Genomic DNA, 12417 nt, shown 5'->3' with positions numbered 1-12417 from the left:
ACGCCTGAGGAGCTTGCTGGGGTCCGGTGTGATCTGGAGGGCTTCGCGGCAGATGTGTTCGAGCCGTTCGCGCGGGCGGATCAGCGGCGGTGGGGTGTATCTGTGGGGGCTGCTGCTGGACGGGCAGCGGAAGTCGGTGGAGCCGATGGCAGCCAGGCTCGGTGAGGACGGCAACCGGCAGGCCCTGGCCACTTCATCACCTCCAGCCCCTGGGATCCGGCCCATGTCCGGGCCCGGCTGGCCTGGAGGATGCAGCCAGTGGTCAAGCCTGCCGCGGTGATCGTCGATGACACGGGGTACCTCAAGGACGGCGAGGCATCGGTGTGTGTCGCGGCAGTACACCGGCACCGCGGGAAAGGTCACCAACTGTCAGGCGGGCGTGTCCTTGCACCTGGCCTCTGACCATGCATCGGCGGCGGTGAACTGGCGCCTGTTCCTGCCCAAGTCCTGGGACCCGGCCCGGGCGGAAGCCGATCCCGCCAAGGTGGCCCGCCGCGAGCGGTGCGGTATCCCGCCGGACGTCGGTCATGTCGAGAAGTGGCAGCTGGCCCTGGACATGGTCGACGAGACACTGTCATGGGGCATCGAGGCCCCGCTCGCCGTCGCGGACGCCGGTTACGGGGATGCCGCCGCCTTCCGGCTCGGCCTGGAACAGCGCGGACTGTCACGTGGTGGGCGTCTCCATGACGGCCACCGCCCATCCTGCCGATGCCCGGCCGCAGATCCCGCCCTACAGCGGCCGCGGCCGCAAACCGGTGACGGCCTACCCCGACCCGCCCCAGGGAGTGAAACAACTGGTCACCACAGCCGGCCGGGAGACGGTCCGGCCAGTGCAGTGGCGCGAGGGATCCCGGCCGGGCACCGGCCGCAGCGGGTTCAAGCGCATGTACTGGCGCTTCACCGCACTGCGGATCCGCCCCGCCGGACGCGAAATCCGCAAGAACACCGACGGCCCCGAACTGCCCGAATGCTGGCTGCTGGCCGAATGGCCCGCCACCGAACCCGAACTGGTCCAGTTCTGGCTCTCCAACCTGCCCCCGGACACCCCGCTGACCACACTCCTGCGGCTCGCGAAGCTCCGCTGGCGCATCGAGCACGACTACCGCGAGATGAAACAGGCCCTGGGACTCGCCCACTTCGAAGGCCGCACCTGGAACGGGTGGCACCACCACGTCACCCTCGTCTCCGCCGCCCACGCCTTCTGCACCCTCCAGCGACTGGCCAGAGCCCCAAAAGAAACGGCGCCGGCCTGGGCCTCTACCAGGTCATCCGCGAGCTTCAGATACTCCTCGCGGTCTGGACCGGCGCCTGCCCCACCTGCCACCGCGACATACCCACACTCACACCAACCTGACCAAGCCCTACTAGCAGCCAGGTCCAACGAGGACCTGGCCGCTCTGCTGTTCACGCAGGGGCGGCAGGATTCGATATCTTCTCCTGGCCATCGAGAGCGACGGACTCGACCAGGCAACGGCTGCAGCCTAGTCCCCAGCACGAGCGGAGCCCGCCCCACGCCCGCACCGGCCGGGGGAAGCAGCCCGGCGGCCATGTGTCCATCCGGTCCCGGACCGGCCGCCGACCCGCCGCCAGGCCACGAGGCGCGCGCTGTCGCCTCGCATAGAGATCACAGGAAGACCGAATGAGGGAGCCCGAGTGGGAGACCTAGTGGTGCTGGGGATAGCCCTCACCTTGGCGCTCATCGCGATGGTACGCGGCAACAGAAGGGGAGGCAGCAGGCCAGCAAGGAGAAACCGGTCCTCGGGCGACGGAGGCGGCCACGCCTGTGGCGGCAGTTGGTCCTGCGGAGGCGACTCGTCCTGCGGGGGCGGCGGAGGCGACTGACGAACTGAGGCCGGCCGACTGGGAGCAGATGAGCCACGACCAGCGAATGGCCTATGGCTTGACCGTCACCCCGAGTCGCTCAACGCCCACCCCACTGCCCCGGCCGACCCGCGAGCACGGTGTCGTGGCCGCAACCCGCGTGGTGCTGCGGCAGGCGCGAGCCGACACGTTCGGTTCCCGCGAACTGGCGTTCAAAGTCGCGGGCTATCTGGCCGCACGCGAGGCTTTGGAGAGTGCGGGAGTGCCGCGCCTCTGATCGGCGTTCCCAACCCACGCATCTCCCACCACGGCTTCTCCCGGTGCGTCAGCTGTCAATCGCTGTCACAGGGCCTGTGTGACTGCGTGAGTTCCAGCAACGGTGGCGGTTCGTTCCCAGCGCCCCGGGGGGGGACCGCACCGTCCACCGCACGGCGACAAGACGGCGGACGGTATTGAGACCGGCGGCGAAGACGACAGACCTCCGCAAGCGCACCGCCCCAGAATCTGTGATGGCCGAGTATCAACTCGACAGCCCCGACGCCGACGTCGAAGTCATTCCCGCACCAGATGCCCGCCCGGCACCCGGATCGTACGAGGCGTCGACAGCGATCGGCCCCGGCGTCGTGCCAGCGCCGGGGCCGATGGTGGCACGCTGATCGCGTCAGATCGCTGCTCTGAAGGTTGCTCCGTAGGTGTCGCTCAGCTTGTGGGCGATTTCCGGTCCAGCGGCCTCTGGCCAGACGAGGATGAGATGCTCTTCGACGGGGTCGTCGTCGACGGTGAGAAGGCGGTGTCCCTCCGCTCTCCGTCCCCGTCATGACCACAGCGAACTCGCCCGGTGTCGCGGCATGGCCGGGCGCGTCTAGGGCGTGTCCGATTGGTTGGCGACGGACCCGCCCTTCATTGATCAGCCGTTGACGTACTGTTCGGAGTATTCCGCGGTGGGGACGATGGGCGTGATGACGTCGATCAGTACGCCGTTGGGATCGGGCACGATGAAGTGCCGTTGCCCGAAGTCCTCGCTGCGCAGTTCGAGGACGGGCGGTATCCCCTCGCGGGTGACGAGCCGGTCCCATTCCGCGTCCACATCCTCTACTTCGAAGTTGAGCAGCAGACCCCGTGCCGGGACGCGGTGCCCCTTGGGGATCGTCGGGTGGGTGTGGTCGAGCAGGGCGAGCTCGTACCCGGGATCTCCCGGTCGCCGCAGGCTGACGTACCAATCGGCCTCGAACGTCGTCTCAAACCCCAGCAACCGGGTGTAGAAGTCGCGGGACGCTTGCAGCTTCGCCGTGCCGATCACGGGATAGAAGCTGGTCAGCTTCATGGCTGGACCCCTCTCGCATACCATCGGTATGCGAGTGACGCTATTCGCGTACCATTGGTATGTCAATGAGGAGGAGTGCGATGCGGCAGCGCGGCGTCCGGGCGCAGCAGCGGGAGCAGACCAGGCAGGCGCTGCTGCGGGAGGGGAGGCGCCTGTTCTCCGGCCGCGGCTACGGCGCGGTGGGCCTGGCGGAGATCGTCCAGGCGGCCGGGGTGACCAAGGGCGCGCTCTACCACCACTTCACAGGCAAGGCGGACCTCTTCCGCGCCGTCCTGGAGGAGCTCCAGCAGGAAGTGGGCCGGCGCGTGGCCGCGGCGGCCGACGCCCACGACGATCCCTGGTCCCAACTGACGGCAGGATGCCAGGAGTTCCTCACCGCGACCGCCGATCCGGACATCCAACGGATCGTGCTCGTCGACGGGCCCGCCGTGCTGGGCTGGAGCCAATGGCGGGCGATGGACGAGGCCGCCTCAGCCCGCCATCTCGCTGACGCGCTGACTTCGCTCGTCGACGCGGGGATCATCGCCCCGCAGCCGGTCGCACCGCTGGTCCACCTGCTGTCGGGGGCGATGAACGAGGCAGCCCTCTGGCTGGCGTCCTCCTCCGACCCTGAGGATCTGGCGCACACCAGAGCCGCGCTGGAGCGACTGCTCAAGGCGCTGCGCACCGGCTGACCAGCCGACCCCGGAAGGCGTCGGATCCGCCCCAGGCCCACGTGGCCCAGGCAGGCTACGGGCTGTGCGGCGGGTCACGAGCGAAGCCAGAGGCGAACAGCGGCGACGGTCACGGTGCCATGAAAGATGTACGCCCTCTTCTCGAATCGGGTGGCTATGGCGCGAAAGCCCTTGAGCGCGTTGATTGTTCGCTCGACGTCGTTCCGACGTTTGCAGATCGCCTTGTCGAAGCCGGTGGAGCGGCCGCCCGCGCTACCACGGCGCCGGCGGTTGGCCCGCTGGTCCTTGCGCTCGGGAATGGTGTGCTTGATCTGTCGACGCCGCAAATAGCGGCGGTTCCGATCGCCAGCCGCAGGACCCTGCCGCGTTCATCGCCGGCCTGAAGCAGCGGATGACCGGCGCTCTGGACCGGCTCAGCGTCGCGGTGACCGGCGGCTCGGCGGGCGGGGTGAAGTTCACCAGGCGGCACGTCGAGCCCTGGATCACCGTGCCGAAGCTCCAGCCGCTGGAGGAGCCCACCGGGCTGGAGGCCCTGAACGCCGAAGTGATCCGCCGCTGGGGCGTCCTCGACCTCCTTGACGTGCTGAAAAACGCTGACTTCCTGACCGGCTTCACCGACGAGTTCTCTTCGGTGGCTGCCTGCGAGCGCATCGACCGTGCCACCCTCCAGCGGCGCCTGCTGCTGGCTCTGTTCCCGCTGGGCACCAACACGGGTATCCGCGCCATCGTGGCCACCGGCGAGCACGGCGAGAGCGAAGCCGCGCTGCGCCACATCCGCCGGCACTTCATCACCGTGGACAACCTCGGCGCGGCCGTGCGGAAGCTGGTGAACGCCACCTTCACCGCCCGCGACACCCCAATGGTGGGGCACCGGTACGCCTGCGCGAGCGACAGCAAGAAGTTCGGGGCCTGATCCAGCAACTTCATGACCGAGTACCACGCCCGCTACGGCGGCAACGGCGTGATGATCTACTGGCATGTGGAACGGAAGAACGTCTGCGTCTACTCCCAGCTCAAGAGCTGTTCGTCCTCCGAGGTCGCGGCGATCGTCGAGGGCTTGCTGCGGCACTGCACGGACGCTGAGGTCGAGTCGAACTACGTGGACACCCACGGCGCGAGCGTAGTTGGCTTCGCCTTCACCGAGCTGCTGAGCTTTCGCCTGCTGCCGAGGCTGAAGAAGATCGGCAGCATCCGACTGCACCGGCCGGACGACGGCCCCGCCACCTGGCCGACTCTCACCGGCTCGCTGACGTCCCGGGCGATCCGCTGGGAGCTGATCGGCCCAGCAGTACGACCAGATGGTCAAGTACGCCACCGCGCTGCGCATGGGTACGGCGGAGGCCGAGCAGGTGCTGCGGCGCTTCACCCGCGGCGGCCCCAAGCACCCCATACGCTGCCCTGGAAGAGCTCGGCAGCGCGGTGCGGACGATCTTCGCGTGCGACTACCTCGCCGGCTCGGAGCTGCGCCGGGACTTTGCATCTTCTCCAATCCAGCTTGGTGCACATCAACCCGTACGGGACTTTCTGCCTGGAGACGGACAGCCGGCTCGACCTGTCCGGCCTCCCCGGAGCCGGGGCCGTGCCGGGGCAGCGTGGTGTGGCGGACAGCACGGCCCGCGCGGTGTTGTGACGGCGGATGAGCAGGCCCCCCCCCGGGCCGCGGAGGGGTCAGTCACCCCCTGACCGCAGCCGCGGGACGCCTTGCTGGCTCTACGCGTCGAGGCTGGGGGGCTGGGCGGTGAGGGGCCGTGGAACAGGTGGGGAGCTCCGCGAACGGTGGCAGGTGCCGCGGGGTGAGGTCGATCTCCGGCGAGCCCGGCCGGCGCTTGTCGGCTTCGGCGGCGTCCCGCAGAAGGCGACGACTCTCAGGATGACACTCCGTAGCGGGTGGCGAGCGCGGCGGCGCGGTTGCGCAGGGAGTCGCGCAACCACTGCGGGGCCAGGGCCTCCGCGTTCGTGCCGAGGTGCCACAGCGCCCATTCGGCGTGTCTCGCATCTTGGAAGGTCACCTCCAGCCGCAGCCAGCCGTCTGCGTCGGCTTCCTCGGCGAGGACGGCCAGCGCGGTGCCCACCAGGTCCTCCCGCCGCGCCGGGTTCATCCGTACCAGCACGGTGACTTGGTCGCCGCCGGTCCGAAACCGTGTGCTGCGTTCCTGCCAGGCCCGGTCCAGATCGACCCGCTCTGGTCGCTGTGCCGGTTCGGCGAGTTCCTCGGCGGCCAGGATGCGGGACAGCCGGTAGGTGCGGTCCGCGCCAGACCGCGTGGCCAGCAAGTAGCCCTGGTCGCGCACGGTGACCAGGCCGATCGGGTCCACCGTGCGCCACTTCGGGGTCTGGTCCACAGCCGCGTAGTGGATGCGCAGCTTGTGGCCGGCGAACACCGCGCGCCGGACCTCGGCCACGATGATGTCGGGTACCTCCTCAGTAACCAGCCGGCGCGAGAGGAGGTCGGTCTCCGGGTCGATGAGCAATCGCTGAGTCGCGCCGGCCGCGGTGGCCCGATAGCTCTCGGGTAGCGCGTCAACCACTTTGCGCATGGCCGAAGCGAGCGCCGGGCCGAGGCCGAATGCCTGCGCGCCGCGCCGCGATCCAGCAATCAGCAGAGCAAGTGCCTCGTCGTGGTTCAGTCCGGTGAGCTCGGTCCGGAAACCGGGCAGCAACGCGAAACCGCCGTGCCGACCGCGTTCGGCGTAGACCGGGACACCAGCTGCGGACAGCGCATCGATGTCGCGCAGCACGGTGCGGGTGGACACCTCCAGTTCGCGGGCCAGTGTGGCCGCGGACAGCCGACCGTGCTGCCGCAGCAGCAGCACCAGCGAGACCAACCGATCAGCGCGCACACGAAAACCCTACTGGAATACACGACACATGATGTCGTGATTCGTTGCGAGGCTTTACCAGCACCACACAGACCCATCGCACACGAGAGGTGACCCGCATGGCACACGCCATTGTCAATCCGGACGGTTTGCACGACCCGGTCCCGTTCGGCTACAGCCACACCGCCACCGTCCCCGCAGGTACGGAACTGGTGCTCATCGCGGGTCAGTACGGATCGGGCCCGGACGGCGCGGTTGTCTCGACCGATTTCACCGAGCAGGTGAAGCAGACGTTCCGCAACATCGGCGTCGCTCTTGCCGCCCACGGGCTCGACCTCAGCCACGTCGTCCAGCTCAGGACGTATGTGGTGAACCATGACGTCAGCAAGCTCGGGCCAATCGCCGGCGCCGTGCAGGAGGGCTGGGGGACGAAACCGCCCACGCAGACCCTCATCGGTGTCGCGAGCCTGGCTGCGCCTGACGTGCTGTTCGAGGTCGAGGCTCTCGCCGCCCGGCCCTGACTCGCCGCCGCCCGCATCCGGGCTATTCAACCCGGATGCGGGCGGCGGTTCGGCAACGGGGTGGCGTAGCAATGTGAACGGGCACCTTCGGACACGAAGGTCCGGGCAACACGTCGCTCTGGTGAGGGACCGCCTCGTAGGCGAGCGCACGCGGCTCGCCTACGAGGCGTCGACGGATTCGGCCGAACTTGGGTCGTCGCGGTATCGGGGTGTTGAGCCTGCGCGAAGACCAGGTCGCCGCGATCTGGAGCTGGCCGAGGATCTGCGGCGTCGCCTCCACCCGCACCCACAGGGCCGCGCGGAGCATGCGCCGCGACCTCAGCCTCTACCGGGCCGGCGCCCTGCGCTGCGCCGCCGAGCTCGATGAGCGCGCCACCGGCTTCCTCACCCGTGCCTGACCGGGCTCCGGCTCCTCCACGTCGTCCGCCGGCCAGCCGTAGGGCCCGAACAAGCCCGCCTCGCCCGGCCTGCGGGCGCCCAGCATCGCGGCGCCGCCCTTCATCCGGTGCCAAGCGGGGAGCACTGCCCACTCCCTTCGAGCTGGCGCGGCACCGCGGCGGCCCGCAGCTCCTTCAGGTCCGGGATGTGGTTGTAGAGGGTGCCGACCGACACCCCCAGCAGTCTGGCGATGGTCGTGACGGAGTGCTCGGGGCTGGGCAGCATGTCGCGGGCCGCGCGGATCAGACCCTCGGTCACCACGGTGAGCCACCCGCCGACCCGGCCGCGGGCACGGGCGGCGGCCAGACCTCCCGGGTGCCCTGGACGATAAGTTCCCGGATGAACTCCGCCAGAGTGGCGAAGACATGGAACACCAGCCGCCCGCCCGGAGTGGTGGTGTCCAGCGCCTCGTGCAGCGAGGTGAACCCGATCTCCCGGCGGCGCAGCTCGACCACCATGTTCACCAGGTCCTGGAGCGAGCGGCCATAGCAGTCCAGCGAGGGCACCACCAGGGTGTCCCCCGCCGTCAGGAAGGCATGGCACTCCTTCAGCTCCGGCCGGGCATCGTTCTTGCCGGACTCTTGTCGAGCAATGATCGAGACCTGTGGATCGGCCTGACGGTAAGGGCGTACCTTCCCGATGGATCGATGGGGATCGAGCATGGCCGGCGTTGCAGCGCCGGTCGGGAGGGCACGCCCGGTGCTGACCGTAGTTGCTGGGGACGGTTCGACGCGAGGCGGCGTTTCGCTGCTGGACGAGATCGTGCGGGAGGGCGCACCGACCCCGAGACCGGCGAGCGGAAGAAGTTCAGGTCGGCGATCCTGCCGCCGTGGTGCCGCCGCTCCTCACGGATCGCGGAGGCACTGCCACTGCTATACCTGCACGGGATGTCCTCGGGCGACTTCGTACCTGCCCTAGAGGGCTTCCTCGGTTCGGCCGCCGGCCTGTCCCCGGCCACGATCACCCGGCTGACCGCCCAGTGGCAGGACGACCAGAAAGCTTTCTCCGAACGGGACTTGTCGACGGCTGACTTCGTCTACCTGTGGGCCGACGGCGTGCACTTCAACGTTCGCCTGGGCGAGGACCGGCTGTGCGTGCTGGTCGTCATCGGGGTGCGTGCGGACGGCAGCAAGGAGCTGGTCGCGCTTGCCGACGGCTACTGGGAATCAACCGAGTCATGGGCCGACCTGCTGCGCGACTGCCGCCGACGCGGCATGCGCGCCCCGGTGCTCGCGGTCGGCGACGGGGCACTGGGATTCTGGACCGCCCTGCGCGAGGTCTTCCCCCAGACACGGGAGCAACGCTGCTGGGTGCACAAGACCGTCAACGTCCTGGCCGCGTTGCCCAAGTCCGCCCAGCCCGGCGCGAAAAAGGCTCTCGCGGACATCTACAACGCCGATGACCGCGAGCACGCCGAGCAGGCCGTGACCGCGTTCGCCAACACCTACGCGTCAAGTTCCCAAAAGCGGTCAAGAAGGTTACCGCCGACGCCGAGGTCCTGCTGGCCTTCTACGACTACCCGGCCGAGCACTGGATCCACCTGCGCACGACCAATCCCATAGAGTCGACCTTCGCCACCGTCCGCCTCCGGACCAGGGTCACGAAGGGCCCCGGGAGCCGGGCCGCCGGTCTGGCCATGGCGTTCAAGCTCATCGAGTCCGCCCAGAGCCGCTGGCGCGCGGTCAACGCACCGCACCTTGTCGCCCTGGTCCGCGCCGGCGCCCGCTTCGAACGCGGCGTCCTGGTCGAACGCTCGCAAGCAACCGCGGCGTGAACGGCCGCCAGTTATCCGCCGCAACCGCAGAGTTGTTCGCCCGCGTGGAAAGATGAGGTCATGTGGTCGCGACTGCCGTTCGGGGACGAGTTACGGGCCGAGCTGGGCTCACCCAGACGCTCTCGGCGTCTGGGCAGCAGTCCGCGCTCACGTGTGTGGCGCGTGGAGCTGGCCGGTTCACCGGCGGTGGTGAAGCAGATCGTCGACGGCCCCGACGCCGAGGAACGGTACACCCGCGAGGTGGCCGCGCTGCGGCTCGCCGCCCGGGCTGACGCGCCCGTGGTGCCCTCACTGCTGAGCACCGATCCCAGCGAGCGGGTACTGGTCTTGGAGCATCTGGACCACCAACGCCCGTCCAGCGACTGGATCGTCGACTACGCGGCGGCCCTGGCCCGGCTGCATGCCACTGCCGGCCCGGAGGACGTCGGAGTACTTCCCCGCTGGCTGGGCCCGGACGAGGCCGACGTCGAATCCTTCCTCAGGCTGGCCGAGGCTCTTGGGGTTCCCGTCGCGCCTGGCGTGTCCGGCGAGCTCGATGACCTCGTGCATCGGCTTGGCCAGGCATCGGGGCATGCCCTTCTCCACGGGGATCCGTGTCCCGGCAATGACCTGCACACCACCAGCGGGATCAGGTTCATCGACTTCGAACAGGCATCACTGGGCAGCGGACTGGTGGAGCTCGCCTACCTGCGCATCGGCTTCCCGACGTGCTGGTGTGTCACTGCGGCATCCGCTCCACTGCTGGACCGGGCGGAGACCGCCTACCGCACGGCATGGCGCACCGCGACCGGCACCGAAGTCCAGGACGATCTCGCCGACGCGTGCGCCGGCTGGCTGCTACGAGGCGACGCGCTGGTCGAAAGGGCCCACCGCGGAACCACTGACCACCTGGCCCGGATCCTGAACCGGGACTGGAAGTGGGGCACCGCGACCGCCCGGCAACGGCTCGTCCACCGGCTCGGTGTCGTCGGCCAGATGACTACCGACCGCGCCGACCTGAGCGGCCTGAGTCGGCTCAGCACGGACATGCGCCAACGAATGCTCGCTCGCTGGCCCACGCTCCCACCAGTCCCATCACAACGCCCGTAGACACCGGCTGATATCCCGGATCCGCGCGGAAGCTCGAACCACAACTATTGACTATTCCTCCTTCTTGTCTGCGAGGATGCGCCGGCACCCGGCCGCCTTCAGCGCGTCGAGCTGCCGGATGCCTGCCTCAGCCTTGGCTACCCACTGCAACTCACTCTACGATTCCGCCGCCCCTGGCGCCCGCCCGCTATGCCCGGTCGCCGTGCGGGGCGTGCGGCACGCGGCATACCGGCGTGCTCCAAGGGGCGTGGGGCGGCTACGCGAGGATCTTGGTCACCCGGCCCACGCCGATGGTCTTACCGCCCTCGCGGACGGCGAAAGGCTGGGCGCGCTCCATCTCTATGGGCGAGATGAGTTCGACGGAGAGGTCACACCGGTCGCCCGGCATGACCATGTTGTCGGTCCCGTCCGTGCTGAACTTCATCACCCCGGTCACATCCGTGGTCCGGAAGTAGAACTGCGGCCGGTAGCCGTTGAAGAACGGGTTGTGCCGCCCGCCCTCCTCCTTGGAAAGCATGTAGATCTTCGCCTCGAACAGCGTGTGCGGAGTCACCGTGTTGGGCGCGGCGACGACCTGCCCGCGCTCGATCTGCCCCTTTTTCATGCCGCGCAGCAGCAGACCGACGGTTCGGCCCGCTTCGGCCTTGTCCAGCCGCTTCTTGAACTCCTCGATGCCCGTCACCGTGCTCTTCTGCGCCTCCCTCAGGCCGACGATGTCGACCGCGTCACCGGGCCTGACGACCCCGGCCTCCACGCGCCCGGTGGCCACCACTCCGCGACCTCCGATGTCGAACACCTCGTCGACTGCCAGCAGGAACGGCTTGTCGATGGCCCTCTTGGGGATAGGGATGGCGGAGTCGACCTCGTCCATCAGATGGAGCACCAATGTGGTCCAGTCCTTCTGCCCGTTGAGGGCTCCCAGCGCCGAGACGCGGACGACGGGGACCGTGTCTCCTTCGAAGCCGACGCCGGAGAGCATCTCGCGGACCTCGGTCTCGACCAGGTCCAACACCTCATCGCTGTCGACCAGGTCGCACTTGTTCAGCGCGACGACGAGCGATTCGACACCAACGCTCCGGGCCAGCACCGCGTCCTCCCTGGTCTGCTTCTGCGGCCCGTCGGCCGCGGAGACGACGAGAATTGCGCCGTCCATCTGCGCAGCCCCAGTGATCATGTTCTTGACGTAGTGGATATCGCCGGGGCAGTCGGTGTGTGCGTAGTGCCGCTTCTCCGTCTGGTACTCGACATGCGTCGTGCAGACCGAGTGACCACTGCGCTTCTCCTCCTGCCGTTTGTCGATGTCCGCGACCGAGACCGCCTTGTTGAGGCTCGGGAACTTATCGGCCAGCACTTTGGTGATCGCCGCCGTCAGCGTCGTCTTGCCGTGGCTGATGTGGCCCAGGGTGCCGATGTTGATGTGAGGCTTGGACTTCGCGGCTTGTGTCGTGGCCATGATGATCCGTTCCCGCGCAGGACCCCGAGTGGCGCTCACCATGCTCCTCGCGCCCCCGCACGGCCGCGTACCGCCCGGTGGCGCCGTACCGCCATTCGGGTGACGTCGGGACGCGGAGTCACCCTCGGTGCGCGGAGAGCGCGCAGGGCGTCTCCATGGTCATCATCGTCGGTCCGCCCGGCGGGCTGCTGACCGTCGAAGGTGTCCAGCCAGCCGACACTCCACCCTGCGCAGCCCCGTTCCCGCTTCGAGGTCGGCGCCGAGCTGGTCTTGTCCGAGCTATCCCAGCACGGCGGTGAGCTGGCCTCATCACCCGCGTTCACCACGGAAAGTAGTCCCTGACAGAGCGTCAAGATGTGAAAGTCCGACAAGCCGACACACCGCAGCCACTGCTACCGCTATCCACTGCGCTGCCAACCCTCACGACGACCCCAGCCCTCAGCGTCACACGGGCCTACTTGTCCGCTCGCCCTGGCCATGCGAGAACAGGGCCGTGATCCCCGC

General features: G+C 68.7%; 12 protein-coding genes and 4 pseudogenes. 10 read left to right on the top strand and 6 right to left on the bottom strand.

What is annotated here, in order from left to right; genetic code table 11:
- Positions 1-52 precede the first annotated feature (52 nt).
- The 3 genes and pseudogenes from ACQUSR_RS33635 to ACQUSR_RS33625 all read left to right on the top strand — a co-directional run.
- Positions 53-797 (top strand): annotated as a pseudogene (locus ACQUSR_RS33635) (IS701 family transposase); the annotation flags it as partial.
- An 87-nt stretch (positions 798-884) separates the two neighbouring features.
- Entirely contained in the window at positions 885-1643 is a 759-nt protein-coding gene (locus ACQUSR_RS33630) for a transposase (protein ID WP_431047998.1), read from the top strand.
- A gap of 323 nt (positions 1644-1966) precedes the next feature.
- Positions 1967-2098 (top strand): hypothetical protein, encoded by a 132-nt coding sequence (locus ACQUSR_RS33625; RefSeq protein ID WP_431047165.1) that lies wholly within the window; start codon positions 1967-1969, stop codon positions 2096-2098.
- A gap of 630 nt (positions 2099-2728) precedes the next feature.
- Here the strand turns inward: ACQUSR_RS33625 and ACQUSR_RS33620 are convergent.
- The gene (locus ACQUSR_RS33620) at positions 2729-3145 is read right to left on the bottom strand and encodes a VOC family protein (RefSeq protein WP_431047163.1); all 417 of its coding nucleotides are present in this window, start codon (positions 3143-3145) and stop codon (positions 2729-2731) included.
- 80 nt (positions 3146-3225) lie between these two features.
- Here ACQUSR_RS33620 and ACQUSR_RS33615 point away from each other — a divergent pair, with 80 nt between their 5' ends.
- Entirely contained in the window at positions 3226-3819 is a 594-nt protein-coding gene (locus ACQUSR_RS33615) for a TetR/AcrR family transcriptional regulator (protein ID WP_431047161.1), read from the top strand.
- 74 nt (positions 3820-3893) lie between these two features.
- Here the strand turns inward: ACQUSR_RS33615 and ACQUSR_RS33610 are convergent.
- Positions 3894-4160 (bottom strand): annotated as a pseudogene (locus ACQUSR_RS33610) (IS5/IS1182 family transposase); the annotation flags it as partial.
- 50 nt (positions 4161-4210) lie between these two features.
- On the opposite strand from ACQUSR_RS33610, the pseudogene ACQUSR_RS33605 reads away from it, so the two are divergent.
- Positions 4211-5086, top strand: a pseudogene (locus tag ACQUSR_RS33605) (Tn3 family transposase); the annotation flags it as partial.
- Between the two features lie 31 nt (positions 5087-5117).
- Positions 5118-5459, top strand: coding sequence for a hypothetical protein (locus ACQUSR_RS33600; RefSeq protein WP_431047996.1), 342 nt, complete (start codon positions 5118-5120; stop codon positions 5457-5459).
- A gap of 225 nt (positions 5460-5684) precedes the next feature.
- Here ACQUSR_RS33600 and ACQUSR_RS33595 read toward each other — a convergent pair whose 3' ends face one another.
- The gene (locus ACQUSR_RS33595) at positions 5685-6659 is read right to left on the bottom strand and encodes a helix-turn-helix transcriptional regulator (RefSeq protein ID WP_431047159.1); all 975 of its coding nucleotides are present in this window, start codon (positions 6657-6659) and stop codon (positions 5685-5687) included.
- 98 nt (positions 6660-6757) lie between these two features.
- Between ACQUSR_RS33595 and ACQUSR_RS33590 the strand changes: the two genes are divergently transcribed.
- Positions 6758-7159, top strand: coding sequence for a RidA family protein (locus ACQUSR_RS33590; protein WP_431047157.1), 402 nt, complete (start codon positions 6758-6760; stop codon positions 7157-7159).
- Between the two features lie 212 nt (positions 7160-7371).
- Positions 7372-7557: a hypothetical protein gene (locus ACQUSR_RS33585; protein ID WP_431047155.1), complete on the top strand. Its 186-nt coding sequence runs from the start codon at positions 7372-7374 to the stop codon at positions 7555-7557.
- 100 nt (positions 7558-7657) lie between these two features.
- On the opposite strand, the gene ACQUSR_RS33580 is transcribed toward ACQUSR_RS33585, so the two are convergent.
- Positions 7658-7855 carry a hypothetical protein gene (locus tag ACQUSR_RS33580; protein ID WP_431047153.1) on the bottom strand — a complete coding sequence of 66 codons (198 nt, stop codon included), beginning with the start codon at positions 7853-7855 and terminating at the stop codon, positions 7658-7660.
- Positions 7852-8259 carry a recombinase family protein gene (locus ACQUSR_RS33575; protein ID WP_431047151.1) on the bottom strand — a complete coding sequence of 136 codons (408 nt, stop codon included), beginning with the start codon at positions 8257-8259 and terminating at the stop codon, positions 7852-7854. Before ACQUSR_RS33575 ends, ACQUSR_RS33580 begins: the two co-directional genes overlap by 4 nt.
- 111 nt (positions 8260-8370) lie before the next feature.
- Here ACQUSR_RS33575 and ACQUSR_RS33570 point away from each other — a divergent pair.
- Positions 8371-9371 (top strand): annotated as a pseudogene (locus ACQUSR_RS33570) (IS256 family transposase); the annotation flags it as partial.
- Positions 9372-9431: 60 nt separating this feature from the next.
- Entirely contained in the window at positions 9432-10460 is a 1029-nt protein-coding gene (locus ACQUSR_RS33565; protein ID WP_431047149.1) for an aminoglycoside phosphotransferase family protein, read from the top strand.
- A 256-nt stretch (positions 10461-10716) separates the two neighbouring features.
- On the opposite strand, the gene tuf is transcribed toward ACQUSR_RS33565, so the two are convergent.
- Positions 10717-11913 carry an elongation factor Tu gene (tuf, locus tag ACQUSR_RS33560; protein ID WP_431047147.1) on the bottom strand — a complete coding sequence of 399 codons (1197 nt, stop codon included), beginning with the start codon at positions 11911-11913 and terminating at the stop codon, positions 10717-10719.
- Positions 11914-12417 lie beyond the last annotated feature (504 nt).

The sequence above is a fragment of the Streptomyces sp. P1-3 genome, assembly GCF_050613155.1.
Lineage (GTDB): Bacteria > Actinomycetota > Actinomycetes > Streptomycetales > Streptomycetaceae > Streptomyces.
The sequence above is the reverse complement of the archived record's forward strand: the minus strand, read 5'-3'. Positions and strand labels throughout refer to the sequence as shown.

Coding starts and splice junctions, on each gene's coding strand:
- ACQUSR_RS33630 (WP_431047998.1), top strand. CDS start 885: ATGTACTGGCGCTTCACCGCACTGCGGATCCGCCCCGCCGGACGCGAA.
- ACQUSR_RS33620 (WP_431047163.1), bottom strand. CDS start 3,145: ATGAAGCTGACCAGCTTCTATCCCGTGATCGGCACGGCGAAGCTGCAA.
- ACQUSR_RS33615 (WP_431047161.1), top strand. CDS start 3,226: ATGCGGCAGCGCGGCGTCCGGGCGCAGCAGCGGGAGCAGACCAGGCAG.
- ACQUSR_RS33600 (WP_431047996.1), top strand. CDS start 5,118: ATGGTCAAGTACGCCACCGCGCTGCGCATGGGTACGGCGGAGGCCGAG.
- ACQUSR_RS33590 (WP_431047157.1), top strand. CDS start 6,758: ATGGCACACGCCATTGTCAATCCGGACGGTTTGCACGACCCGGTCCCG.
- ACQUSR_RS33575 (WP_431047151.1), bottom strand. CDS start 8,259: ATGCTCGATCCCCATCGATCCATCGGGAAGGTACGCCCTTACCGTCAG.
- ACQUSR_RS33565 (WP_431047149.1), top strand. CDS start 9,432: ATGTGGTCGCGACTGCCGTTCGGGGACGAGTTACGGGCCGAGCTGGGC.
- tuf (WP_431047147.1), bottom strand. CDS start 11,913: ATGGCCACGACACAAGCCGCGAAGTCCAAGCCTCACATCAACATCGGC.